Genomic DNA, 24,010 nt, shown 5'->3' on the forward strand with positions numbered 1-24,010 from the left:
CATGAAGCGGTTCATCCATACATCCCTGGGCTCAGTCGCAGTGCGCGTACGCCCGGCCCATTCGAGTGCCCGGATCACACCGGGCACCCCGCCATGGGTTCTGCTGCATGGCGCATCGGGCTCATGGCGTACGTTCCGTGAGCTCGTTCGGAGTCCAGTGCTGCCGGACACCTGCGACCACGTCATGATTGACCTGCCGGGCTGGGGAGAATCCCCCGGCATGCTGCCCTTCACGGTTGAGCAGCAGAGCAGGGCCGTCGCCGAGGTCCTGAGGGGTCTCAACTACCGGTCCTGGTACCTCTTCGGGCATTCGATGGGCGCGGTATTGGCGCTGGACATTGCGGCGTCGCATCCGGAAGAAACGCACGCCGTCGTCGCTCTTTCACCAACCGCACTGACAGCCGGCGCCGCCCTGAACCACCCGCTCCGCCATCCCTCCATGGCACCGCTTCTTGGCATGTTCGGACTCATGTTTATTCTGCGGATACTCGGGAGAGCAGCCCCCTGGCTACTGCGTAGGGCAGAGCGCGCGGGATTACTGAGGCTCGTCCTTGGCCCGTTCTTCGCCGCCCCTGTTGACCTGCAGCGCCCCGTGTTCGCTGACCTTGCGCTCGATGCGCGGCCGGCGTCCTTCATTGCTGCAGCACACGCTCTGAAAAAGTACGACGCCGGCACCTGGCACTCCATCACCGCCCCCGTAGTTCTCGCTCGCGGCAGCAAGGACATCTTCACCCCGCCCGGCGAGCTGCGTTCCCTGGCTGCCCTCATGCCGCATTCACAAAGCGTGGTGCTGAACCGCACCGGACACTTCGCGCAGATAGAAAATCCAGCCGAAACGGCAGGGTTGATGACGGCCTTACGTGCGGCTTCCAAGACTCTGGATGCTCCTGACTGAAGCGACAACCGCGCGCCCGGCGAGCGCAATCTCTGCATCACTCGTTGCGGCCGTCCACGACAACCGCAGTGCTGTCTGGGCGATGTCCGGTCCCAGGCCCAGCGCCAGCAGAACCGCCGAGGGCTCGCTGGCGCCGGCCGCGCAGGCCGAACCGCTTGAGGTCACGACTCCGGCGCGCTCCAGTTCCAGCAGGATCGCCTCGCCGCTGGCGCCCGGAAAGCAGAACGAGGCAATATTCGGCAACCGCTGCTCCCGGTGACCCGTCAGGAGTGCGCCCTCGACCCCCTTAAGTACGGCGCTGATCAGATGGTCACGGCGCAGGATCGAGGCCGCTGTATTTGCGGTACGCTCCTGCTGGGCAAGCTTCAAGGCAGTCGCCATGGCCACCGCACCCGCTACATTCTCAGTACCTGACCGCTTCCCCCGCTCCTGCCCGCCTCCATGAACGAGCGGTTCCAATGGAAGGCGCGAGCGGATGAACAGAACACCACAGCCCTTCGGCGCGCCGAGCTTGTGACCCGAGATGCTGAGAGCGTCCACGCCGAGCTCTGCACTATCCAGCGGCAGCCATCCCGCCGCCTGCACTGCATCGGTGTGGAAGGGAACGCCCTGTTCCCGGCAGATCGAGGCCAACGCTGGAATTGACTGCACCGTCCCCACCTCGTTATTCGCGTACATGATGGTGCACAACGTGGTCTCTTCCGTGAGGACAGCGCGGAGAGTCGCTTCCTCCACCAGTCCCTCCGCGGTTACAGGAAGAAGGGATATCCGGAAGCCGTGAAACCGCTGCAGATAGTCCAGCGTTTCCAGGACGGCCGGATGTTCGATTGCGGATGCAACAACATGCTTCCCCTTCGGACGGGCCAGGGATATGCCCTTGATTGCCAGGTTGTCAGCCTCTGTGCCGCCCGAGGTGAAGACGACGTCGTTCGGTTTGCAGTTGAGTTCCCTGGCCACCAGACGGCGTGCGTAGTCGAGAGCGCGCGCGGCCGATTCACCGACCGTATGGGAACTCGACGGATTACCATAGTCCGTGGTGAGCAGCGGCCACATCGCTTCGAGTGCCTCCCGGCGAACCGGAGTGGTGGCCGCAGCATCGAGATAGATCACCGCACGCTCCCGGGAATTTCGCGGGTGGAGCCGGAACCGTCCTCCCGCGCAAGCGCATCGATATGGATGTCCAACCCGAGGTCCAGTGCCTTAACGCTGTGGGTGAGCGCACCGGACGAGATAATATCGACGCCGGTGCGCGCAATAGCGCCGATCGACTCGAGCCGGACGTTGCCGCTTGCTTCCACCAGCGCGCGCCCCGCGACCTGCTTCACTCCACTGGCCAGATCCTCGAGGCTGAAGTTGTCGAGCATGATCGTGTCGACGCCTGCTGCCAGCACCGGCTCGATCTGATCGAGCCGGTCAACCTCGACCTCGAAATGGACGGTATGCGGCAACCTGGCACGCACTCCCCGGAGTGCCTCCGTAAGGCCGATCGCACCGCCCTGGGTCAGGACCGCAAGATGGTTGTCCTTGGCCATCACTGCATCGGACAGGCTGAAGCGATGATTGGCCCCTCCGCCGCAGCGCACCGCATGGCGTTCCAGGACGCGCAGTCCGGGAGTTGTCTTGCGGGTATCGACCACGCGCGCACCGGTCCCGGCTACTTCCGCAACAAATCTGCCGGTGAGCGTAGCGATACCGCTCAGTCGCTGCGCCAGGTTCAGGGCGACCCGTTCAGCGGTGAGGATCGACCGGGCGGGACCGGACACCGCAGCAAGCGCAGCGCCGGCGTCGAAAGCGTCGCCGTCCCGCACACTGAACGTGACGCGGATCCGCGGGTCGGTGAGTCGCATGGAAGCCTCGATGACCTGCTCTCCGCAGAAGATGCCGGGTTCGCGCGCTACAACGACCCCCTCAGCGTGTGCCTCCTCCGGAATGAGTACCTGCGAGGTTATGTCTCCCCACGGCGCGTCCTCGGCGAGCGCGGCTGCGACAATGCGGTCGACGTCGGCCGGGGATGGTCTGGCCGGTGTGAAATTCACGGAGCTCTCCTCAGGATGATGGGGCTGCCCTCGGGGGCGGAGGTGTCGGGAAAATCTGCTCGGTAATGCGCTCCACGCGATTCTGCGCGTGCCAGCGCAGACGCTGCGACGAGCCGGGAACAGAGGAGCAGATTCGCGGTCTCCCGCTCCGCGACAGAAGAGCCGTTCGAATGCCAATCGGCGAGTTGCTTCGAGGCAATACGGAGCCCCGCATCCTCGCGCAGGATGGAGACGTGGTCGGACATCACCCGCTGCACGTCAGCGCGGGCCGCGCGTACCGAACCGGGCGCCAGGCTCAGCGCCTCCGCCTCGACCGCCGGCCACTGCATGCGTTCTGCGGCGATCGCTTCCGCAGCCCGCGCGCCGAACACCAGTCCCTCCAGCAGCGAGTTGGACGCGAGCCGGTTGGCCCCGTGCACTCCGGTTCGGGCAACCTCCCCCACGGCGTACAGCCCAGGTACGGACGTCCGTCCTGCGGTGTCCGTCACCACTCCGCCCATCCAGTAGTGGGCAGCAGGGACAACCGGGAGCAAGTCGCGTGTCCAGTCGAAGCCTGCACGCGCAGTCACTGCGCTCAACGTCGGAAACCGCTGAGCGAGGAAGTCCGCACCGAGGTTCGTCGCGTCAAGAAAAACTTCCTCCCCTCCGGTCCGCGCAAGATGCAGTGCGATGCTGCGGGAGACAACATCACGCGGAGCAAGCTCACCGGCAGGATGATAATCAGCCATGAACCGACGCCCTGAGGCGTCCCTCAGCACTGCGCCCTCCCCACGCACCGCCTCGGAAATGAGCGGATGCCCGGCGACGTTCAGCGATGTCGGGTGGAACTGGAAAAACTCGAGGTCAGCCACCGCCGCGCCGGCGCGCCAGGCCGCCGCGACGCCGTCGCCTGTGGCCACGGACGGATTGGTGCTGTGCTGGAAGAGCCCTCCCGCACCGCCTGTCGCAAGCACAACCGCGTCAGCGGAAACTACACGATGGACACCGTTCTGCACGACGACGGCGCCGGTTACCCTCCCGTTGTCCCTGACGAGGTCCGCGGCAAAAGCGTGCTCCCACACGCCGATGCCGGGATCCGCCTGAGCGGCACGGACGAGCGGAGCCGCGATTCCCGCCCCGGTGGCATCCCCGCCAATATGTAGAATCCTTGAGGCTGCGTGCGCGGCTTCCCGACCGACTGCGAAATCACCATCCGCGGTGCGATCGAAGAGTGTTCCAAGATCCACCAGCCTCTGAATCTGGGCGGCCGCCTCCGAACAGAGAATGCGCGCGGCCCGTCGGTCGCAGTGCCCCGCTCCTGCCGCAAGGGTGTCGGCTACATGCGACTCGATGCTGTCATTCTGCAGGCCTAAGCGGCGCTCGCCGGCCTGGCCCGGCTCAGGAATCACTGCAGCAATCCCGCCCTGTGCGTACCAGGTGTTGCTCTCGACAAGCGCGCCCTTGGCTAGAACGGTGACCTGCGCATCAGTTCGCCGGCGCACCTCCAGCGCCGTGTACAGCCCCGCGATTCCGCTGCCGATGACGAGGACGGCGGTCACGGTTTGGCCGCCAGCATTCGCTCAAGCGCTACCCGTGCATCCGACGCCACGTCGGAGTCGACTCCGATTTGATTGCGGACCACTCCTGCGACCAGTCCCTCAAGCACCCATGCCAGATAGCCCGGATGGATCCGGTACATGGTCGAGCACGGGCAGATGACGGGATCCAGGCAGAAGATGGTGTGCTCGGGATGCTCCGCGGCGAGTCTGTTCACCATGTTGATCTCTGTCCCCACCGCGAACACGGAACCCGGCTCTGCCGCAGCGATTGCCTTCCGGATGTAGTCCGTTGACCCGGCTTCGTCAGCGGCGTCCACAACGGGCATGGGGCACTCCGGGTGCACGATGACCCTCACCCCGGGGTAATCAGCCCGTGCCTTCTCGATCTGGTTCACGGTGAAACGCTTATGCACGGAGCAAAAGCCGTGCCAGAGGATGACCTGCGAATCCAGGAGCTCCTGCTCGGTGTTGCCGCCCAGCACCTTGCGGGGGTTCCACATGGGCATCCGCTCGAGCGGCACCCCCATGGCTTTGGCTGTATTCCGGCCCAGGTGCTGATCCGGGAAGAAGAGAACGCGCTGGCCCCGCTCGAACGCCCAGTCGAGCACTGTGGCAGCGTTCGACGACGTACAAACGATGCCGCCGTGGCGGCCACAGAAGGCCTTCAACGCAGCTGAGGAATTCATGTAGGTGACCGGGATGACCGGTTGGCGGCCGGCGTCGTCGGGCTCTGTTCCGAAAAGCTCCTCGAGCTGTTCCCAGCAGTCCGCCACCGAATCGGCGTCAGCCATGTCCGCCATCGAGCATCCCGCGGCAAGGTTCGGCAGAATGACAGTCTGGTCAGGACTGGACAGAATGTCAGCGGTCTCCGCCATGAAATGCACTCCGCAAAACACGATGGCTTCGGCGTCGGGCCGGGTTAGCGCCGCGTTGGCGAGCTGAAAGGAATCTCCCACGAAGTCAGCGTGCTTGACGACCTCGTCCCGCTGATAGAAGTGGCCGAGGATGACAAGGCGCTCGCCCATCGCTTCCTTTGCTGCGAGGATCCGCGCTTCGAGCTCCACCTCACCGGCCCGCTGGTATTCCTCTGGAAGCACCTCCTGCCGCGGCGTTGAAACCGGCGCCGTGTCAGTCATCGAAGCGCCGGGCCCGTAGTCCGGACCCTGATTGGAGACGCCAGGCATGTCGAACTCCCATGGTCCCCTCGCGAGGTCCGGGCTGCAGGTACCACCGCGTGCGCTTGACCGCTCGGCGTCCTGGCGGGACATGAGTTGGATGGCGGTATTAATGCTCGTCATGGTGGTTCTCCCTGATGGAAACGGGCTCCGGTGAGCCGGTGGGTGTTTGGTGGTCTGGGCGTGCCTTCAAGGCGAGGCCGGCAGGGGTTGCCTGACACTGCCGTCCGGGACGGGCCCGGCATAGCGGTAGAGCCGCGGTGGCCGGTGCCGTGTGCCCGTGAGGTGCTCGTCAGTAGGTTCGATGTGCGGAGTTGAACGGAGCTGCCGACGGAAGTTGGCGGGGTCCAGTTCCTTGTCGAGCACCGCCTCGTATACCTCCCGGACCTGCGCAAGCGTGAACCGTTCGCCCAGAAGGTGGTAGGCAATCGAGCCGTACTCCATCTTGTTGCGCAGCCGCCAGAGCGCGTACTTCACGATTTCGTTGTGATCGAAGGCGAGCGACTCCAACCGGTCCGCGCGGAACCACCGAACGTTCTCGGATTCGCGCGTCAACGCTGCCTCGTCCGGTTGAACCAGCGCCCAGTACACGATCGACACCAGACGCTGCCCCGCAGACCGGTCCAGGCCTCCGAAGGCGTACAGCTGCTCCAGATAACGAGGTGCAAGCCCGGTGGTCTCGAGGAGGTTGCGCGATGCCGCATCCTGGAGCGACTCTGAGTGCGCCAATGGTCCACCCGGCAGCGCCCACTGGCCAAGGTACGGCTGGCGAATTCGCCTGACCAACGGCAACCACAGCGTTGGCCTGCCCGAGGACTCACTCGGGCGCAGGGCGAAGATCACTGTGGAAATAGCCAACGACGGCGGCTGCACGCGTCGTTCGGAGACGTTCGCTGAAGTTGCGCTCATGCTGGCTCTCCCTTCACCCTCCGTACTTATAGTCATCATGACTATAAGTGATTCTAGCGCGGCACCTCGATCGGCGCCGAATTGATGCGCTCCATGACGGACATGCCGGAAGATTCCGGGAATGACAGCGAAGCACTATCAGCCAATTTGCATCCGGGCAGAAGCGGTGACTAAAGTCACACGGGTTGGCCACTGCTGGCCGGGCGGCGGAGATCTGTTCAATGAAGCACAGTTCTCTGCCGCTTTTTCTTTTCGTACGAGTCCCGGCAAGGGACGCTAGAGTTCAGGAAAGACCGCAGCAAGAGCACCGGGGAGGAACTCATGGGACGTCACAGCGATCATCTGGTTGAGGGAACAAACCCGGGATTGAATGTCCTTGTCCACGAGCCCGCGAGCCCGTCAGCACTGCGCCCCATCCTGCTCCTTCACGGGTTCGCCTCCTCGGCCCGGCTCAATTGGGAAGATTCCGGCTGGATTCGTGCCCTTACTGACGCCGGCCGCAAAGTCGTCACCCTCGACCTCCCCGGTCATGGATCAAGTACGGCTCCCGAAGAAATGGACTCCTACTCCCCCAGCCGCATCCGGGCGGACCTGCTCCAGATACTGCTCGATGCACACGTCCACCCCCTCGCCGACGGTCAGCCGGGCAGCGGCGTCGACATCATCGGATACTCGCTCGGTTCACGTCTGGCGTGGGAATTCGGCGCCACGCAACCGGAACTGGTGCACCGTATGGTGCTTGGCGGACCTGGAAGCGGCGATCCGCTGGCGGCGTTCGACCTGGCAGCCGCGCAACGATTCCTGACCGACGGGTCACCCATCGCCGACGAGTCGACCAGCAGTCTGCTTCGGATGGCACGGCTTATTCCGACAAACGACGTCTTTGCACTGCTCACCATGGTCGAGGCAATCAAGCGAGAGCCTTTCGTGCCCGGTGACGCCATACCTCACATGCCGCTCCTCCTGGTGGCCGGAGACAAGGACGAACGAGCGCAGACCCTCCCGGAACTGGCGGAGCTGAGCGGCCATGCGGAAATACTCTGGCTCCCAGGAAGAACCCATACCAACGCAGTAACGTCCCGGACCTTCAAGAGCGCGGCCATCAATTTCCTCGCCGCGTAACGATTATTGAACGTTTGAGGCTGCGGCGCGGGGCGGTCTTCCGCATCTCTCCGCGCAGGGTAGAATGTTAGAGGTGATCAGCATGCTTATCACCTGCTCTTCACCCCCATAACTTTTCTTTCTTCCCCGGAGGTCTCACGTGGATGAACTCCTGGCCGAGCGGTACCAACCCATTGAGCTGATTGGTACCGGCGGCGCAGCATCGGTGTTTCGGGCACTGGACCGAAACCTCGGCCGGGACGTGGCAATCAAGGTATTCAACCCCACCACCTCCGATGATGACGATTACCGGCGTCAGCATACAGAGACCCTGTTGCTCTCGACGCTGAACCATCCCGGGCTGGTGACGCTGCATGATGCCGGCCTGCAGGATGACGGCAGCGGCAAGACCACCAGTTTCCTTGTCATGGAACTGGTCGACGGACTGGATCTGCGCAAGCTGTTGAAATCCGGTCCGCTTCCTTCCGAGCACGTGGCTCAACTGGGTGCGGATCTCGCGGATGCGCTGGCCTACATCCACTCGCAGGGAGTCATCCACCGCGACGTGAAACCTGCGAATATCCTGATGTACCACTCCGGGGAGCAGGACACCCGCCTCTACCCCAAACTCACCGACTTCGGCATTGCCCGAATGGTGGAAGCAACGCACTCCACCGCACATGGCGCCACCATCGGCACGGCCAACTACCTCAGTCCGGAGCAGGCAGAGGGTGCGCACGTGGAAACGAGCAGCGACATCTATTCGCTCGGCCTGGTGCTTCTGGAATGCCTTACCGGGGAAAAGGCGTTTCCCGGCCCCGTCGTCGAGGCCGCCGTTGCCCGCCTCCTGCGGGACCCGGATGTTCCTGAGTCCCTCGGCGCCGACTGGGTCAATCTCCTCACGCGCATGACCGCCAGAAATCCGCAGTCGCGCCCTGACGCGCATGAGGTCGCGCTTGCGCTGCGCGTGGGAAGCGACTCCGATAAGGACGGCGGCATGATCCTCAATCTGCCAACACCCAGTGACACTCAGGCAGATACACCCGACGTGATCACGGGCGGAGTGACGACCGGAAACGTTCACATTCCCGAACCGCCCTCACACGCCCCGTCACTGGGTTAGCAGCTTCCAGCGTCAGAAACCGCTCAGTGCCTCACTTGGAGTCCCCGTCCTCATCCGGGTCTTCCTCCGGTTCGAAGCTGCTCGGCTCCTCAGTTGTAGTCGCGCCCACACCGTCCTCGGTGTCGGGTATGGTTCCTTCCGGCTCCGTGCTGGTGGAATCCCCGCTCTGGCGGTCGTCTTCCCGGTCGTGTGAATCATGCGTCATGGTGACCTCCGTAGTTGGAACCGGATTGTTACATCTTCGATCCTAGGGTCATTGATGTCGCCTGCGAAAGGTGCAGCCGCCACCAGGACCGGCGATGTCCAATCACTTGAGAAATTTGGAGGTCCGCCGATCTGCCAGTTGCTTCCCTCCTGTCTGGCAGGTTGGGCAGTACTGGAGCGCGGAATCGGCGAATGAAATTTCACGAACAGAGTCCCCGCACACCGGGCAGGGCTGACCGGTCCGGCCATGAACCTTCATCTCCCGCCGCTTGGAATCCTTCAACTCCTTCGCCGGCTTGCCGTCGGCCGCAGCAATAGCCGATTGCAGGACCGAGTGCATCGCGTCGTGAAGCACCCCCACTTGTTCATCAGTCAGCTTGGATGCGAGGGCAAACGGAGACAGGCGGGCGGCATGCAGGATTTCGTCGCTGTAGGCGTTGCCGATTCCCGCAATGAAAGACTGGTCCCGCAACGCACTCTTCACCTGGCTGCGGTGCCCATGGAGCATTGCCATGAACTGCTCCCGGCCGATGTCCAGCGCTTCGGGTCCCAACCGGCTTACCCCCGGAACCTCCGCCACCTTCCGGACGAGGTAGACCGCTGCTGACTTCTTTGTGCCCGCCTCGGTGAGATCGAATCCGTAGCCTGCTGGTTCCGAACATCTCAATCTCAACGCAATCGGCCCCTTGCCCGGCCGCAGGGCGGTATCCGGAAGCGCGTTAGACCAACGCAGCCAGCCGGCTCGCGCGAGATGCATCACGAGATACACGCCTTCAAGGCTCAGGATGAGGAACTTTCCCCTCCTGTCCACGCCGGTGAAGGTCATCGAGGACACGGCGTCAAGGGGAACCTCGGCAGTCTTCAGCACGGCGAAAGAGCCAAGCTCAACGTTCCCTACCCGGGCTGGTTCACCGTCCTCCGGCACTAATTTGCCGGCCAGGAAGTGGGCCAGTCCCTGTACCTCAGGCATCTCAGGCATGGCACTACGGTACCGCGGGAGGCCTTCGCTGCGAGTGCTGCGCCACGAAACCTCCAGGGCAACAGAGCAGCAGGTCTTCCACTACCGTGTAGGAGGGAGCAGGTGAACGGTGCCGGCTCCGGGCCGGAAGGAATCAGGAACACAAACGATGGTCGGCGCAACCGGTACATCCCCCCGCTCAGCGGGCAGGCCGCTGAACAGGATTCTTTCCCAGGAAGCAATCACCCGGGCGGCTCTCACGCTCATCGAAACCCGCGGGTATGAGGGCTTGACCATGTCTTCCCTTGCCCGCGCTCTCAAAGTGGCGCCGTCGTCGTTATATAACCACGTGGAATCCAAAGGCGACGTACTCATCCTTCTGCAGGACCACGTCATGACTCAGGTGGACGTGTCAGGTTTCGAGTCCGAACCGTGGGAGCAGGCTGTCCGCCGGTTCGCCTGGTCCTATCGCGATGTCTTCACCCGGCATACTCCGCTTATCCCGGTGATCGCCGTACTGCCCGTGAGCGGCGCGTCGCAGACCCTTGCCGTCTATGAGGCAGTGACCCGTGGATTTGAGAAGGTCGGCTGGCCGGAACCTTTGATCGTGCCGGCAATCATTGCTCTTGAGTCTTTTATCTTCGGGTCCGCGTTCGACGCGACGGCCCCGGAAACGATCTTCGAATCGGGACCTCTGGCAGGGGCTTATCCCCGATTCACTGCTGCCGTGTCCGCGCGCAAGGACCAGGCGAACCAACGGCAGGCGGACGCTGCGTTCGGTCTCGGGCTTGACTCACTCATCACTGGGCTCAAGTCAGCGGCGGCAGTGCATCAGCAGTGACGCCAAATACACCGGCACAAGTTCGCGCAGCTGAACGTATGCGGTTTGTTGAATCAGAGGCCGGACATGCAAAAGGCCGGCTCGGTGGGCTGGGGGAACCCGTGGCGAGCCGGCCTTTCGTGTACCGGACCCGTCAGTCCGGCGGCGGGCCCCTCGTACAAGGCCCGTCTTGATCCTCAGTGTATGAAGGGCCGGCAGCGGACGCCATGGGGAGAACTACCCATGGATTCCACTGCCGGGCGCCGACGTTCCGGCTACTTCGCCTGAGTGTGACCGGAACCGACGTGCAGCGGTACCCCGCGTGTCTCCTTCACCATGGTCACAGCCGCGAACGAGATGGCGCAGAGCACCATGATGTAGACGCCGATCGAAATGGACGAGCCGGTGCCCCTCAGCAATGCTTCCGCAATCAGCGGGGCGAAGGCACCACCGAGGATGGCGCCCAGTGCGTAACCGATTCCGATACCGGAGTACCGCACGTTCGCAGGGAACATTTCGGCATACATCGCGGACATCGGTCCGTAGGACAGCCCCAAACCGATCGTAAGGACGAACAGAGCGACTCCATAGGCGAGGATGTTGCGCGTGTCGATCATCAGGAACAGGGGGATCATCCAGACGAACACGAGCCCATAGCCGATCTGGAAAGTACGCACCCGGCCAATCCGGTCGGAAAGAATGCCTCCGTACATCGTGAAGATCAGCCAGCCGAAGGAGGCAAGCAGGGTGGCGAACAGCACGGGCCCGCCGGGCATCCCCAGCGTGCGCTGGGCGTACGCCGAGAAGAAGGCGATGAGGAGATAGCCTGCCGCGTTGTTAGCAATGAAGATGGCTGCGGTCAGTACAACCTGCTTGGTGTTGTGGCGGAAGAGCTCCTTGAGCGGAACAGATGATTCCTGCTTCCGCTCGGTCATCTCCTTGAAAACGGGGCTTTCCGCAACTGCCTTGCGGATGAAGTAGCCGACAACGATGAGGACCACGGAGAGCAGGAACGGAACCCGCCAGCCCCAGGCGAGGAAATCTTCCTGGGACATGGAAGAGCGCAGCAGGAACAGCACCAACGTTGCGATGATCATGCCAACGGGAACACCGATCTGGGGGTATGCACCCCAAAAGCCGCGCTTGTGAACCGGAGCGTGCTCTACCGCCATCAGGGCCGCACCGCCCCATTCTCCGCCTGCCGAGAAGCCCTGTAGGATGCGCAGCAGCATCAACAGAATCGGCGCCGCCACGCCGATCTGCGCGTAGGTCGGCAGGAGGCCGATCAAGGCGGTGGCCGAACCCATCATCACCAGGGTGAAGACGAGCATGGCCTTGCGCCCGATGCGATCCCCCAGGTGACCTGCAACTACCGCTCCGAGCGGCCGGAAGAAGAAGCTGATGCCGATAGTGGCCCATGAGACCAGCTGCGCCAGGCCCGGACTGTCCTCGTTCAGCGGCGCGAAGTACAGCTGCGCGAAGACGAGACCCGCGGCTTGCGCGAATATGAAGAAGTCATACCATTCGATGGTGGTACCGACCATGGTCCCCGCGACGACCTTGCGGTCCTCCCGAGACATGCGCTGCCGTGGGGCAGCCGTTGAAGACGTCATTGTTACTCCAGGTGGGACGGACTTTAATTACCGACAGAACGTTCGGTAACTGTGGTTCAGATCATACTCTTCAGGGGCACTACACCGCAGCATTACCGGAAGTCGACGCCTCCTATTGCCCGCCGCTGCCGTTAACCGACCAAACAGGCAGTTGCAGTTCGATAGTTGAACATATCGTTCCGATATAGAATAATATCCGAGTGTGAGCTCCGACACAACACCATCGCCCCAGCATTCGCAGACCCTGTCCCGCGGCCTGCGATCCCTCGAGATTCTCGCGGATGCTCCGCGGGCGCTATCAATTGCCGAGTTGTCAGTGGAGTTGGGCGTCCACCGCTCCATCGCATACCGGATTGTGCGCACGCTGGAAGATCATTCGCTCATCGTCAGGGACGATGCCGGCAAAATCACGTCCGGCCCTGGTCTGGCCGCCCTAGCGCGAGGAGTTTCCCGTGACCTGCAGACTGCAGCGCTTCCTGAATTGACGGTTCTGGCGAACGAACTCGGTATGACCGCATTTGTCGCCGTCTGGGACCGCCACGACTGCGTCACGCTTGTGACGGTCGAGCCGCGCCACTCCAGCGCCGCCGTCGCCCAGCGGCCGGGAACACGGCACGCCTTCAGCGCGGGCGCGCCGGGCATTGCAATCCAGTCGGCGGTGAGCGAGGAGGATTGGGAGCGGCTCGCGCCGGGCCAGCTCTACCGGGAAGAAGCTGCTGCAGCGCGCTTGCAGGGCTTCGCCACCAGCCACGATGAGGTTATCGCCGGCCTGTCGTCCGTTGCAGCTCCCATCCGGCTCGCCGGCGGACTGCCTGCGGCGGTGGCCGTCGTCTACATCCGCTCAGCCCACCCGGAGGCTGAACTCGGTCTGCGGATTGCGGGCAGCGCCCGCACCATCGAGGAACAGCTCAGCTGACTTCCGCCGCGTCAGTCCTGCTGGGCAGCACCACGGTCGACACCACGCCCAACAGCAGGAGTACGACGGCGGCCGCCATCGGAACCGCGAAAGCTTCACGGACGCTCGCCTCCGCCAGCGCTCCTGCTATGGACGCTCCAAGCGCCGTGCCGGCGACAATGCCGCTAGCCAACAGGGTCATCACCGTGCCGACCAGGTGCTTCGGGGCCACGAGTGAGCCGACGCTGAAAATTGTGACCATCGTTGGACCGACCGGGATCCCGAGGATCAGTAGTGCTGCGAGCATGAACGGAATGTCCAGAGCAAGGAGGGGCAGGAAAGCGGCCGCGCTCATCATCGCCGCTGAAGCCACCCACCGCAGTGGGTGGCGGAATCGCTGTGGCCAGTACGCTACCGACAAGGCGGTGAGGGCGGAGCTGACGCCCATGACGGCATACAGCAGGCCCGCCGCCGTCTCCGCTCCGAAACCTCCGGCGAAGGCGATCAAGGCGGTCTGGGTCGAACCGAAGAAGGTGCCCATCATCACCATCCCGAGAACCGGCAACGCCACAAGAAAACCGGTATGCGCTCTTCGCTGGGTCTTCACCTCCGAGCTTCGCGTCCGAGGGCGGCGCCGCAGCGGAATTACCGCCCGTTCCGTTGGGTGCACAGCGAAGGCGGAAACAAAAGCCAGGGTCAGTGCTGCTGCGAGGGCTAGCGGCAGCCAGGGCGCAATCAGGCTCGCCAGCAGTCCCACCAGCGCAGGACCCAGCACGAAGGTCAACTCATCGGCCGTGCTCTCGTAGGAGAGCGCCGTGTCGAGATCCGTTGGTCGTTTGTCCTGGGTCAGTGCCATCCAGCGAACCCTTGCCAATGGACCGATTTGAGGGCAGGTGGCGCCCATGAGGAAGGCAGCAATGAGCGTGGGAAGCAGCCCTGTTTCGATGCCCGACACGCCGCTGACAATGATCGAACCGACGATCGCCACGGTATTGAGTGCGGCTGAGAGCAGCAGGACCGGGCGTTGGCCGTAGCGGTCCGCCAGGAAACCGAGGACCGGCGCGCCCAGTGCAGAACCGACGCCGACAGCGCCGGCTGCAAAACCACCGAAAGCGTAGGAATCCGTGCCGGCTGTCACCAGGGTGAGCGCTCCAACGGTGAGCATCGCCAGAGGCAGGCGGGCAATCAAGCCGAGTGGAAGGAAACCTGCGCCTGCAATCTCAGGTAGCCGGCCGAAACGTCCGCGGTGCGAGGTATCTACTTCAGAGGTTGGTGTAGCCATGTGCACTCCGGGTGCTATGAAACGCGCATCGTCCCTCCTCCCGATGCGCCCAACCCGGTAACACCAGCAATTTTACACTCGCTGCAGCTGATTGACGAAGCGCACGGTAGACCCTGTCCGGCTCTTGGAAACGTGCAGCTGGGCGGGGATCCGCTGCATCAGGTCGGCAACATGGCTGACGAGTCCGACTACACGTCCGCCGTCACGCAGGCTCTCCAGGGCGTCCATCACCTGCTCGAGGGAATGCTCGTCGAGACTTCCAAACCCCTCGTCAACGAAAAGCGTCTCGATATCCAGGCCGCCTGACTCCTGCTGCACGACGTCGGCAAGCCCCAATGCGAGCGCCAATGATGCCATGAATGACTCGCCGCCGGACAGCGTTGCCGTATCCCGGTGCAGTCCGGTCCAGCTGTCAATGACATTCAAACCAAGGCCCGATTTTCGATTTCCCGACTTGGAATCACTGTGGACAAGCGAGTACCGGCCGTCTGACATTTTCTGCAGCCGCTCGGTTGCGGCACCTGCAACCTGTTCCAGGCGGGCCGCCAGCACATAGGTCGCCAAGCTCATCCGATACAGGTTCTCGCCGTTGCCCCTGGCTGTGTCAGCAATCGACCTGGCGAGCTGGTGAGCGTGCCGCAGCGGCACGAGCCGTTCCTCAAGCGCTGCTGCCCTGTCCGCATAGGAGCCCATCTGAACCACTGACTGCTCCAGCAGCCCCACCTCCAGGACAGCCTGGTCAAGAAGCTTCGATGCGTCCGCTTCCTCGGTCGCGGCCGACGCAATGTCATCTTCGTTCGGCACGGGGCTGCCGTCCTTCTCCAGAATGGCGGCGGCCAGGTTCTCCGGCCGCCGCAGGTCCCGTTCGATCCGATGAGCAGAATTTTCGGCATCGCGGATGGCCCGCTCCGCGGTTTCGGCCTCCGTGCTGGTCAGCAGCGCGTCGCGGGCGGCTTCCGCTGAAGCGAAGTCCGTTATAGACAGGCGTGTCCGCAATGCAGCTTCGGCCTTGTCAAGGTTCTCCTCTGCCTGCTCACAGCGATTCAAGGCAGCGCACACCGCCCCAAGACTCCGCTCCGTTGCTTCGAGCGCCGTGATTTTCTTCTCAACGGAATCGTAAGAACCACGCACGTCAGACAGCTTTGCGGCCAACGCCGCCTCCTGCTCCGCGAGTGCGGCTAGCCGTGATGATTCTTCTGCCTGAGTCCGCGCAAGGTCCGCCTGTTGCTCGTGCAGCCTGGCAAGCGTTGTATCCGCCGCGGTCTTCCGTGTGCTGAGGTCGGTGGCCAGACGGACCGCCCGTTCCGCTTCCGCATGCTCCTGCTCAAGGGACACAAGCGTAGCGCGAAGCTGCCCGGCATCGGCTTCGCCGCTTCTGGCGCGTAGCCCGGCGGCCTTCAACGCGGCCTCGTCGCGGGCCGCGGCGGTCTTCCGCAGCCGGTTCTCGGCTGCATCCTGCTCTTCCCTGGCAAGTGCTTCGTGTTCGCGGGTGACGAGGGACTGCGGATCCGCAGCTGCAGGCGCCGGATGATCCTCACTCCCGCAGACGGGACAGGGCTCCCCTGCATCCAACCGCTCGGCAAGCTCCGCAGCTGCCTGTTCCAGACGCGCCTGGAGTTTCCGCAGCCAGTCATCTTTCGCTGTGAGAAAGAGTGCTTGATGCTCCTGCTGCAGCTCGTTCAGCTCACGCACAGCACGTTCCGCACTGTCCGCCTGCCCCAGCAACTCCAACCGGCTGGCCGCTTCGATGCACTCCGTTGCCAGTTGTCCTTCACGGGCTGCCATCACCTGCGCGTCTTCCAGGCGCGATGTCAGTTCGACGTATTCCCGCCGCAACTGTTCATCTGTTTCACTGCAGCGCGTTGCCTCGGCCTTCTGACGCTCCAGAGCAGTCTCGGTAAGACGAATCCTTGCTGACAGCTGGCTGAGGTCCTTTTCCAGCGGCAGGGCTGCGCGCGTCGCGGCCAAAGATTCACGAACCACCTCGTGAGCACGTTCGAACGTGGCCAGCGACCGCAGGGAGTCGGGATGGAGAACCTCGGGGGCTTCGTGCCGGACTGCGGGATCGGCTTGCAACGGACGTGCTGCTGATTGCAGGCCCTCCCGCAGATTATGCACCTCTGCAGCCGCCTCGTCCCTCGATTGCAGCGCTCCCTGGAGGATTTGAGCGCGTTGGTGATCTGCCAGCTTTGCCCTCAGAGTTCCAGCCCCGACCAAGGCACCCTGGTTAGCCTGCGCTTCTGAAACCAGCTCGCGGAACGTCAGGCGATCCCTGCGCTCCGCCTCAAACCGGGTGCGCCTCTCTGCGGCGGCATCGCGCAGGATCCTGAGCTCGCGGGTCCTTTTCCGACCCTCAGCCACGGCCGCCGTCAGCAGGTCTTGAAGAAGCACGGGATCAGGCGTCCAATCAACGGAGGCACTGCCCTCGTGGCCGGAACCATCCGGTTCTCCTTCCGGGAATGACGCCGGGGTGCTTGACTGCCGGGGCGTCAGGCCGTGGCGCTCAACTTCCTCTGCAGCCCGACTGAGGAGGGCCTCCAGCTCGGTCTCGGCCTCCTGGAGCCGCGCGGATGTCCGTGCGGAGTGCTCTGCCAGCATGTGTTCCATAGTCGAGAACCGGTCGGTTGCGAACAGCCGCTGCAGGAGCTCGCCGCGAGCGGCTGCGTCCGACCGGAGGAAAGCCGCAAACTCTCCCTGCGGCAACATGACGACGCGCGTAAACTGTTCACGGTTCATTCCCAGAAGATTCTGGAGCTCCGCTCCCGCTTCATCATTGCGAGTGGACCGGGTTACCCACTCGCCGGCAACCCTTTCGCGCAGCAAGGTCTTGGCCTGCTCTGTGGTTGTTCCGCTTCCGCGTTTGGACGGCCGGTTCCAGGAAGGGTTTCGGGTCACTTCCAGACGCCGGGATCCCGCCGAGAACTCGCACACCACTTCCGGCGCAAGCGCATCGGGGGCGTGGTCGCTGCGCAGCCGCTTCGCGTTCTGACGTGCTCCCGGAACGGAACCATACAGCGCGAAACAGATGGCATCGAGCACGCTGGACTTACCCGCCCCGGTGGGCCCGTTCAGCAGGAACAGGCCTTGTTCGGTGAGGGCGTCAAAATCGATGTGCTGGCGCACGGCAAAGGGCCCGAAGGCCTGTATCTCGAGTCTGTGGATTCTCATGCGCCGCTTTCAGCTGCCCGCAGGGCGTCGATCGTCTCAGCGAACAGGGCTGCCTCCTCGGTGCTGGCACTGCGTTGACGTACATGCTCAAGGAACCCGCAGCAGATGGAAGCATCATCAGCGGCCTGGGCGATCCGTTCACTGTAGGTACGCTCTTCCCCCGCGTTTCGGGACGGTTCGAACGCGAGCACCAGGGTTCCCGGAAACCGTGCCCGCAACCGTTCCATGGCCTGGTGCGGCCGCTCGGCATCGGTGAGCGTCACCTGGCACCACGCGTTTTCTGCCGCTGCGTGCTCCGGCGCAGTGATGAGCTCAGCGATAGGACCGCGCAGGATTGCAAGCTCGCGTTGCGGGGCCCACTTCACCGGCTGGATTTCACCTACCCCACCTTCATCGATGTCTACCAGCCAGGCTCCCTTCGACTGCCGCGCCTCGGAGAAGGAATATGCCAGCGGAGATCCGGAATAACGTACCCGCTCCTGCAACTGCTGCTGCCCATGGAGGTGGCCCAGCGCAACGTAGTCAAACCCTTCGAAGAGGTTCAAGGGCACAACGCCGAGACCGCCCATGCTGAGCTCCCGTTCGCTGTCCGAGCCGACGCCGCCACTGGCGAAGGTATGTGCCATGACGACCGAGTGCACGATTGATTGCGTGCGGCGCCGCCGCAGGTCCGACCTGATCTGATCCAGCGCCGCAGCAGTCACTGCCGTATGCGTGGAACTCTCACAATTAAGCGGATCCGCAACCATCCGGGGTTCAAGATATGGCACACCGTAGACGGCAACCTCAATCCCCTCGTCAATTCTGAAAACGGCAGGGCGCCCGATGTCTTCCAACCGGGTACGGAGGTGGACCCCTCCGCGCTCAATGAGCTTCCCGCCGAATCCCAGCCGCACTGCCGAGTCATGGTTGCCGCTGCTGACCACCACCTGCGCGCCGGCTACCGTAATCCGTTCCAATGCCTCGTCGAAGAGCTCGACGACGTCAACGCCAGGCAAAGCGCGATCATAGACATCACCGGCAATAAGCACCACGTCCACGTTCTCCTCGCGGACCGTCTTCTCCAACTGATCGACGAAAAGCCGCTGAGCCTCGAGCATCCCAACACCGTGGAAGGAGCGGCCCAAGTGCCAGTCTGACGTGTGCAATAACCTCATGATTCCAAGCTACCGGCCGTCTCCGACAGTTTCGGACGGCAACGCCGAAGCACCGGTTGGAACGCCGCCCGGACGGTCGGTACGCGCTACGGGGTGCCGTCGTCGTCATGGGTGTCACGGCGGGCTGCCAGCGTAGCGGCGGCTGCCGCGGAACCGGCTGCAGTGTCGCCGGTTTCCGGAGCGCCGTTGTCCCCCGCCGGGGCGGACACGCTCTGCCGGCTGTGGATCGCGAGGTCGAAGCTCCGGTAGAGCAGGCCCGCGATCAGCGCACCGAGCAGGGGTGCAAGCCAAAAGAGCCACAGCTGCTGGACTGCCCACGCCTCGGCGAACAGTGCCGTTGCCGTGGACCGGGCAGGATTGATCGCGCCGTTGTCCATGGGAGCGAGCGCGGTGAGCAAGACGGCGTATCCCAGGCCGATGGCGAAGGGAGCCGCTGCACGTGAAAGTGACCGGCCGGTCGATCCAAGCACTACTGCGGTCAGCAGAGCAGCCGCAGTGACCTCGATCAACAGCACACTCGCGATCGGGAACTGGGTGGAGGAGTGCTCCGCATATCCGTTCGCCGCTGCCGAGAACAGCCCGGCAGTCTGGATGTCCTGCGGGTGCGCGCTGAAAATCACCCAGAACAGGCCGGACGCCGCAAGCCCGCCAAGAACCTGCGCCATGATGAAGGGCAGCACCGACCTCCACGCCAGGCGCCCGGCCATCGCCAGTCCGAGGGTGACAGCGGGGTTGAAGTAACCGCCCGATAGCCGGCCGAATGCGGCGATGGCCGCGGCCATCCCCAGCCCGAATGCCACACCGGGAGCAATGCCGCCCTGCGGATTGAGCATGGTCACGCCCAAGCCGCCCAGGATCACCAGAAACGATCCAAGCGCCTCCAGCAGGGAAGCCGTGATGAGGCCCGGGCCGTTGTCGTCGTACCGAGTGCCCGTGGCGGGCTTTTCCTGGCTGATCGGGTGCATGGTGGTTGATTCCTTCGATGGTGGTGCGTGCTGGGCACGAGGCAAACCCGTCAAGCGTTCCACTCGTATCTGGGCGTTTCCTGAAGGCATCGTGGCAGGGATCGGCTGGGCGGACTGCCTAGACTAGCGGGGTGACATCTTCTGAATGCTTCCCCCCTGCATTGCGCAGCAGAATCACCGGCTCGATCCTGGCCTGTGCACTCGGTGAGGCTGCCGCAGGATCACCCGATGCGTCTATCTTCGGCGATGCCACCGCACTGACGCTCTACACGGTCGACGGCATGACTGAAGCGCTCGAGTGGGCCAACGACGGCGTCGCAGCCGATGAAACCGCCTGTCTCTGGCTTGCATACCTCCGGTGGCTCGGGACTCAGGGAGAGGCACCGCCGTCGTCCGCTCCCGCTCCTCCTGCCCGCTGGATCGACAGGCAGGACGTCCTGCATACCCGACGGCACTCGGACGCTGCCAGCATCCGTGCGCTCAGAAGCGGCGAGATGGGCAGCCGTCAGCGGCCGCTTGAAACGGACGACGACGGCCCCGGTGCGCTCCAGCGGTCCGCACCCTTCGGCCTCATCGCCAATGTTCCGCCCGCGATGGTCGAGAAGCTCACACTCGATGCCGCAGCGATCACACACGGCAATCCCGCTGCCCGGATTCCCGCAGCAGTCTTCGCCGGCCTGATTCATGCGATCGCCCACCGGGAACTCTCGCTGTCGGACGCTGTAGCCGAAGCTGCAGCGCACGCGGCGGCATTGGGGTCGACCGACCTCTCGGTCCAGCTCACGAGTCCGGATGCCGGCGCGCTCCCGACTGCTTCACCGACTGCCGGAAACATCCTGTGCGAGGCAATCAGGCTGGTGCTTGCCACCGCAACCGACGACGACGCTGCCCATGTGAGCGCTTTCCTCGCCGCTGCTGCGGAGCAGGATGCGCCTGCAGCGCGGGTTACCGGAGCTGTTGCCGGTGCAATCATCGGCGCACTGCATGGACGCGATGTACTCCCTGCCGCCGCAATTGATCAGCTCACGGGAGCACGGGCGGTCGAGGAATTAGCCGGCCGCTTCGCCTCCGAAATGGGCGCATAGGAAAGGCTCTACTGGCTCGTGACGGGCCAGCGTCCCTCGGTCATCTGCAGGAACTCTGCTTCCGAGAGCACTTCAATGTTCTGGCCCCGGCCGTGAAGCTCCATCACGCGTCGTGCCTTGCCCGTTACCCGACCACTGCGCAGATCTGCGGCAACGAAACCGTTCCCCACCACCAGCACTGTGGTCTTGCGGGTCACGGCGCTTGCCGGTTGCGCTCCGAGCACAGCGGCCCGCTGCTTTGCCTGCGGCCGCGGAATCCCGAGGTCGCCGGTGAAGACAACAGTCTGCCCGTACAACGGGTGTGTGGGATCCGCAGCCGGGTTCGGGTCCGGGTTCAGTCCTTCGTCCGGCCAACCTGCCCAGCCGGTGGCGGGCCCCCGTTCCAGCGCCGTACGGGTCGCCTTCGAAAGCTCGGAAATTCCTGGCTCGTAGGCTTCAAGACGGGACAGCTTCAGCCGGTGCCCGGATACAAGCTCCTCGAGCGTCGCCGCTTCGGCGCGACGCGCGATGTCCACCAGAATTCCTGCGCAGGCGCGGGCATCCTCAACAGCGTCATGGTGGTTCACCAACGGCACTCCGGCAGCTTCCGCCACGTAAGGCAGCGAGTAGGAGACAAGGAAGTAGCTGCGGCGCGAGAGCAGAACCGTGCAAGCGTAGTCGTAAGCAGGACCGGCCAGGTTGGACACTTCAAGCGCCGAACGGATAACGCCCATGTCGAAGGCAGCGTTGTGGGCCACTACGACATCGCTTCCAATGAAGGCACCGATCTCCGGGAACAGCTCACCGAAAGTCGGCTGGTGCGCCACCATGTCGGCGGTGATCCCGTGGATGGCGACGTTGCGGGAGTCGAAGTGGTCGTGGCCTGCCGGCGGGCGCATCAGCCACTGCGCTTCCTCGACGATTCGGCCATTGCGGACCTTCGTGAGCCCTACGGCGCAGGGCGATCCGCGAAACCCGTTGGCAGTCTCGAAGTCGATGGCCGTGAACTCAATTCCCACCCGCTCACGGTATCCGGTGGAGAAGCGTAGGCAGTGGAACCGAGTCCGCGTGGCGGGGCCGGTTCCACTTCACGGCGGAACCGACTAAGGCTCTGCCCGACGCAGGGTGAGGAACGAACCGCCGGCAAGGGCAAGGGCCAGAACGGCGAGCCAGCCGGCAACTGTTAGCTGCGTCTGCGAACCAAGGAAGGCTCCGACCTCGGGCCAGGCGCTGCGTGAGCCGATCAGGTACAGGGTTCCCACCAGCGCAAGAGCCACACTGATTCCGGCGATCAGCAATCCCGTTGCCTGCCAGCGCTTGTAAATTGTGGCTGACCAGAACCCGATCAGGAAGAGAGCCATCATCACGGCGAAGTAGAAGGCTATTGGTTGATACCAGGGGCCGTCCGCAATCCAGTCGAGGGCGAAGAAGCTTCCGCCCACTCCCCAGCCACCGGTCCCCTGCTCCACCAGTCCCAGCAACCAGTAGGTCACGGCGGTGATAAGCGCTATCAGCGAGAAGAGGGACAGGGTGCCGAGAAAGAAGGTGCGCCGGGTGATGCTCAGTCCCTGGGAGAACGGGAAGGTGAGCGTCAGGGACTGGATGCCCAGGGCGAAGAAGTACCACATGACAGCCTGGGATCCGCCTGAGATGCGCACCCCGCCGTCGTTCGGAATGAACGACCAGATGATCAGGGTCAGCAGAAAGGATGCGGCGAGGATGATCAGGGGTATCCCGATGAAGATCCAGCGGTTGGCCAGTTGCATCCGCATGACTTTGACGACGCGGTTCATCGTGCTACCTCCGAGAGGGGCCGGTCCGCGGCCCCGGAACTTGCCGGTGATGCGGACATGGTTCTGCGGACAATGAGTTGCTGCAGGGAAACGGGCGCGAGCTCAAGGCCGAGTTCAGCAGCTTCCCGGGTTTCGGACTCGTTCAGCGTGCCGAGTGCCGTTACCGACGCCAGTGAAGCGAAATTGTCTGCGTGGACCACCTCGCGGCCGCCGAGGAAGGTGCGAACCTTCTCGGCCGAGCCCACTACCGTGAATGCTGATCCGCGGATGGTTTCGGCGTCATCATCCATGATGATCCTCCCCTGATCGATCACGATCACGTGCTCCAGCAGGTTCGCTACTTCGTCGATCAGGTGAGACGACAGGACCACTGTGCGCGGGTGCCGCGAGTAGTCCTCGACCAGGCGGTCGTAGAAGAGCTGGCGTGCAACCGCGTCGAGTCCCAGGTAGGGCTCATCAAAGAACGTGAGCTCCGCGCGGGAGGCCAGCCCGATGATTACTCCTACTGCTGAGAGCTGGCCTCGGGACAGCTTCTTGATGTTGCGGCGCAGCGGAAGCTGGAAATCCGTAACCAAGCGATCCGCAAGTTCCTGGCTCCAGTTTGCGAAGAAGAGCGCGGCGGATTTGAAGGCGTGCTCCGCGGTGAAGGAGTCCGGGTACTTCTGGGATTCGCGGATGAAGCAGATGCGGTTGAGGACGCGCTCGTTCTCGTAGGGATGCTCGCCGAAAACCCGTACTTCCCCGGATGATGCGAAACCCTGGGCGGTAAGGATCGACATGAGGGTGGTCTTACCGGCACCATTACGGCCGAGGAGCCCGTAGATGCGGCCAGGCTCCAACGCGAGGTTGATCCCGCGCAGGGCCTCCGATTTCCGGTACTTCTTCGTGAGGTCGGTGACCTCGATGATGGTTTTCACTGCGCTCCCCCCTGCAGGGCGTGTTCGCCCTGCCTGATCATGTCTGCAAGTTCGTCCGGTTCAATGCCGAGCTTGCGGGCTTCCCTGGAAAGCGGCTGGACGTACTGGTCAAAGAACTGCTCCCGCCGACGCTGGATCAGCACCGTCCGGGCTCCGGTTGAAACGAACATGCCGATTCCTCGTTGCTTGTAGAGAATCCCGTCATCGACCAGGCGGTTGACGCCCTTTGCCGCCGTGGCCGGATTGATGCGGTAGAAAGCCGCAAACTCATTGGTTGACGGAACCTGGGATTCCTCGGCCAGGGTTCCGGAGATGATGTCGCTCTCGATACGTTCAGCGATCTGGAGAAAGATCGGCCGTCCGTTGTCGATCAGCATGGCGCTCCAGGACCAGGGGC

At 63.6% G+C, this 24,010-nt stretch carries 22 protein-coding genes; 6 read left to right on the forward strand and 16 right to left on the reverse strand.

Features of this window, described 5'->3' with window-relative positions; genetic code table 11:
* Position 1: 1 nt before the first annotated feature.
* Positions 2–895: an alpha/beta fold hydrolase gene (locus tag AC1MBU_RS11845; RefSeq protein WP_479787253.1), complete on the forward strand. Its 894-nt coding sequence runs from the start codon at positions 2–4 to the stop codon at positions 893–895.
* On the opposite strand, the gene AC1MBU_RS11850 is transcribed toward AC1MBU_RS11845, so the two are convergent.
* The 5 genes from AC1MBU_RS11850 to AC1MBU_RS11870 all read right to left on the reverse strand — a co-directional run bounded on the left by AC1MBU_RS11850 (position 857) and on the right by AC1MBU_RS11870 (position 6,553).
* Entirely contained in the window at positions 857–2,005 is a 1,149-nt protein-coding gene (locus AC1MBU_RS11850; RefSeq protein WP_479787254.1) for a cysteine desulfurase family protein, read from the reverse strand. The genes AC1MBU_RS11845 and AC1MBU_RS11850 overlap by 39 nt on opposite strands.
* Positions 2,002–2,931 (reverse strand): carboxylating nicotinate-nucleotide diphosphorylase, encoded by a 930-nt coding sequence (gene nadC, locus AC1MBU_RS11855; RefSeq protein ID WP_277358565.1) that lies wholly within the window; start codon positions 2,929–2,931, stop codon positions 2,002–2,004. The genes AC1MBU_RS11850 and nadC overlap by 4 nt, the downstream gene beginning before the upstream one ends.
* Positions 2,928–4,469 carry an L-aspartate oxidase gene (gene nadB / locus AC1MBU_RS11860; protein ID WP_479787255.1) on the reverse strand — a complete coding sequence of 514 codons (1,542 nt, stop codon included), beginning with the start codon at positions 4,467–4,469 and terminating at the stop codon, positions 2,928–2,930. The genes nadC and nadB overlap by 4 nt, the downstream gene beginning before the upstream one ends.
* Positions 4,466–5,767, reverse strand: coding sequence for a quinolinate synthase NadA (nadA, locus tag AC1MBU_RS11865; protein WP_277358567.1), 1,302 nt, complete (start codon positions 5,765–5,767; stop codon positions 4,466–4,468). The genes nadB and nadA overlap by 4 nt, the downstream gene beginning before the upstream one ends.
* A 66-nt stretch (positions 5,768–5,833) precedes the next feature.
* The gene (locus AC1MBU_RS11870) at positions 5,834–6,553 is read right to left on the reverse strand and encodes an NUDIX hydrolase (protein ID WP_277358568.1); all 720 of its coding nucleotides are present in this window, start codon (positions 6,551–6,553) and stop codon (positions 5,834–5,836) included.
* Positions 6,554–6,874: 321 nt separating this feature from the next.
* Between AC1MBU_RS11870 and AC1MBU_RS11875 the strand changes: the two genes are divergently transcribed.
* On the forward strand, positions 6,875–7,675 hold the full coding sequence (locus AC1MBU_RS11875; protein ID WP_479787256.1) for an alpha/beta fold hydrolase: 801 nt from the start codon (positions 6,875–6,877) through the stop codon (positions 7,673–7,675).
* Between the two features lie 139 nt (positions 7,676–7,814).
* Complete coding sequence (locus AC1MBU_RS11880) at positions 7,815–8,777, forward strand: serine/threonine-protein kinase (RefSeq protein WP_277358570.1); 963 nt, start codon at positions 7,815–7,817, stop codon at positions 8,775–8,777.
* A gap of 31 nt (positions 8,778–8,808) precedes the next feature.
* Here the strand turns inward: AC1MBU_RS11880 and AC1MBU_RS11885 are convergent, their stop codons facing one another.
* Positions 8,809–8,982, reverse strand: coding sequence for a hypothetical protein (locus AC1MBU_RS11885; protein WP_277358571.1), 174 nt, complete (start codon positions 8,980–8,982; stop codon positions 8,809–8,811).
* Positions 8,983–9,084: 102 nt separating this feature from the next.
* The gene (locus tag AC1MBU_RS11890; protein WP_277358572.1) at positions 9,085–9,960 is read right to left on the reverse strand and encodes an Fpg/Nei family DNA glycosylase; all 876 of its coding nucleotides are present in this window, start codon (positions 9,958–9,960) and stop codon (positions 9,085–9,087) included.
* A gap of 148 nt (positions 9,961–10,108) precedes the next feature.
* Between AC1MBU_RS11890 and AC1MBU_RS11895 the strand changes: the two genes are divergently transcribed.
* The gene (locus tag AC1MBU_RS11895) at positions 10,109–10,780 is read left to right on the forward strand and encodes a TetR/AcrR family transcriptional regulator (protein ID WP_479787257.1); all 672 of its coding nucleotides are present in this window, start codon (positions 10,109–10,111) and stop codon (positions 10,778–10,780) included.
* A 254-nt stretch (positions 10,781–11,034) separates the two neighbouring features.
* Here AC1MBU_RS11895 and AC1MBU_RS11900 read toward each other — a convergent pair whose 3' ends face one another.
* Complete coding sequence (locus AC1MBU_RS11900) at positions 11,035–12,372, reverse strand: MFS transporter (RefSeq protein ID WP_277358574.1); 1,338 nt, start codon at positions 12,370–12,372, stop codon at positions 11,035–11,037.
* Positions 12,373–12,574: 202 nt separating this feature from the next.
* Here AC1MBU_RS11900 and AC1MBU_RS11905 point away from each other — a divergent pair, with 202 nt between their 5' ends.
* A complete protein-coding gene (locus tag AC1MBU_RS11905) occupies positions 12,575–13,288 on the forward strand; it encodes an IclR family transcriptional regulator (RefSeq protein ID WP_346028127.1) in 714 nt (237 codons plus the stop codon).
* Here the strand turns inward: AC1MBU_RS11905 and AC1MBU_RS11910 are convergent.
* The 4 genes from AC1MBU_RS11910 to AC1MBU_RS11925 form a co-directional block, all read right to left on the reverse strand.
* Positions 13,281–14,549: an MFS transporter gene (locus tag AC1MBU_RS11910; protein ID WP_479787258.1), complete on the reverse strand. Its 1,269-nt coding sequence runs from the start codon at positions 14,547–14,549 to the stop codon at positions 13,281–13,283. The two genes, AC1MBU_RS11905 and AC1MBU_RS11910, sit on opposite strands and share 8 nt — an antisense overlap.
* Positions 14,550–14,621: 72 nt before the next feature.
* Positions 14,622–17,717 carry an AAA family ATPase gene (locus AC1MBU_RS11915; RefSeq protein ID WP_479787259.1) on the reverse strand — a complete coding sequence of 1,032 codons (3,096 nt, stop codon included), beginning with the start codon at positions 17,715–17,717 and terminating at the stop codon, positions 14,622–14,624.
* Positions 17,714–18,874, reverse strand: a complete 1,161-nt coding sequence (locus AC1MBU_RS11920; protein WP_277358579.1) for an exonuclease SbcCD subunit D — start codon at positions 18,872–18,874, stop codon at positions 17,714–17,716. Before AC1MBU_RS11920 ends, AC1MBU_RS11915 begins: the two co-directional genes overlap by 4 nt.
* A gap of 86 nt (positions 18,875–18,960) precedes the next feature.
* Positions 18,961–19,839 (reverse strand): aquaporin, encoded by an 879-nt coding sequence (locus tag AC1MBU_RS11925; protein WP_346028124.1) that lies wholly within the window; start codon positions 19,837–19,839, stop codon positions 18,961–18,963.
* 131 nt (positions 19,840–19,970) lie between these two features.
* Between AC1MBU_RS11925 and AC1MBU_RS11930 the strand changes: the two genes are divergently transcribed.
* Positions 19,971–20,924 (forward strand): ADP-ribosylglycohydrolase family protein, encoded by a 954-nt coding sequence (locus AC1MBU_RS11930; protein ID WP_479787260.1) that lies wholly within the window; start codon positions 19,971–19,973, stop codon positions 20,922–20,924.
* A gap of 8 nt (positions 20,925–20,932) precedes the next feature.
* Here AC1MBU_RS11930 and AC1MBU_RS11935 read toward each other — a convergent pair whose 3' ends face one another.
* From AC1MBU_RS11935 to AC1MBU_RS11950, 4 genes are all read right to left on the reverse strand, one after another.
* The gene (locus tag AC1MBU_RS11935) at positions 20,933–21,922 is read right to left on the reverse strand and encodes a 3'-5' exonuclease (RefSeq protein WP_277358582.1); all 990 of its coding nucleotides are present in this window, start codon (positions 21,920–21,922) and stop codon (positions 20,933–20,935) included.
* A gap of 84 nt (positions 21,923–22,006) precedes the next feature.
* The gene (locus AC1MBU_RS11940; protein WP_277358583.1) at positions 22,007–22,696 is read right to left on the reverse strand and encodes a hypothetical protein; all 690 of its coding nucleotides are present in this window, start codon (positions 22,694–22,696) and stop codon (positions 22,007–22,009) included.
* The gene (locus AC1MBU_RS11945) at positions 22,693–23,613 is read right to left on the reverse strand and encodes an ABC transporter ATP-binding protein (protein ID WP_277358584.1); all 921 of its coding nucleotides are present in this window, start codon (positions 23,611–23,613) and stop codon (positions 22,693–22,695) included. Before AC1MBU_RS11945 ends, AC1MBU_RS11940 begins: the two co-directional genes overlap by 4 nt.
* Positions 23,610–23,987, reverse strand: a complete 378-nt coding sequence (locus tag AC1MBU_RS11950) for a GntR family transcriptional regulator (protein ID WP_479789773.1) — start codon at positions 23,985–23,987, stop codon at positions 23,610–23,612. Before AC1MBU_RS11950 ends, AC1MBU_RS11945 begins: the two co-directional genes overlap by 4 nt.
* Positions 23,988–24,010 lie beyond the last annotated feature (23 nt).

It is taken from the genome of Arthrobacter sp. PTI12 (assembly GCF_056679915.1).

What these genes read in the sequence shown, in the direction of transcription:
- AC1MBU_RS11845 (WP_479787253.1), top strand. Translation starts at nt 2, where the DNA reads ATGAAGCGGTTCATCCATACATCCCTGGGCTCAGTCGCAGTGCGCGTA.
- nadA (WP_277358567.1), bottom strand. Translation starts at nt 5,767, where the DNA reads ATGACGAGCATTAATACCGCCATCCAACTCATGTCCCGCCAGGACGCC.
- AC1MBU_RS11870 (WP_277358568.1), bottom strand. Translation starts at nt 6,553, where the DNA reads ATGAGCGCAACTTCAGCGAACGTCTCCGAACGACGCGTGCAGCCGCCG.
- AC1MBU_RS11875 (WP_479787256.1), top strand. Translation starts at nt 6,875, where the DNA reads ATGGGACGTCACAGCGATCATCTGGTTGAGGGAACAAACCCGGGATTG.
- AC1MBU_RS11885 (WP_277358571.1), bottom strand. Translation starts at nt 8,982, where the DNA reads ATGACGCATGATTCACACGACCGGGAAGACGACCGCCAGAGCGGGGAT.
- AC1MBU_RS11890 (WP_277358572.1), bottom strand. Translation starts at nt 9,960, where the DNA reads ATGCCTGAGATGCCTGAGGTACAGGGACTGGCCCACTTCCTGGCCGGC.
- AC1MBU_RS11895 (WP_479787257.1), top strand. Translation starts at nt 10,109, where the DNA reads ATGGTCGGCGCAACCGGTACATCCCCCCGCTCAGCGGGCAGGCCGCTG.
- AC1MBU_RS11900 (WP_277358574.1), bottom strand. Translation starts at nt 12,372, where the DNA reads ATGACGTCTTCAACGGCTGCCCCACGGCAGCGCATGTCTCGGGAGGAC.
- AC1MBU_RS11910 (WP_479787258.1), bottom strand. Translation starts at nt 14,549, where the DNA reads ATGGCTACACCAACCTCTGAAGTAGATACCTCGCACCGCGGACGTTTC.
- AC1MBU_RS11915 (WP_479787259.1), bottom strand. Translation starts at nt 17,717, where the DNA reads ATGAGAATCCACAGACTCGAGATACAGGCCTTCGGGCCCTTTGCCGTG.
- AC1MBU_RS11920 (WP_277358579.1), bottom strand. Translation starts at nt 18,874, where the DNA reads ATGAGGTTATTGCACACGTCAGACTGGCACTTGGGCCGCTCCTTCCAC.
- AC1MBU_RS11925 (WP_346028124.1), bottom strand. Translation starts at nt 19,839, where the DNA reads ATGCACCCGATCAGCCAGGAAAAGCCCGCCACGGGCACTCGGTACGAC.
- AC1MBU_RS11940 (WP_277358583.1), bottom strand. Translation starts at nt 22,696, where the DNA reads ATGAACCGCGTCGTCAAAGTCATGCGGATGCAACTGGCCAACCGCTGG.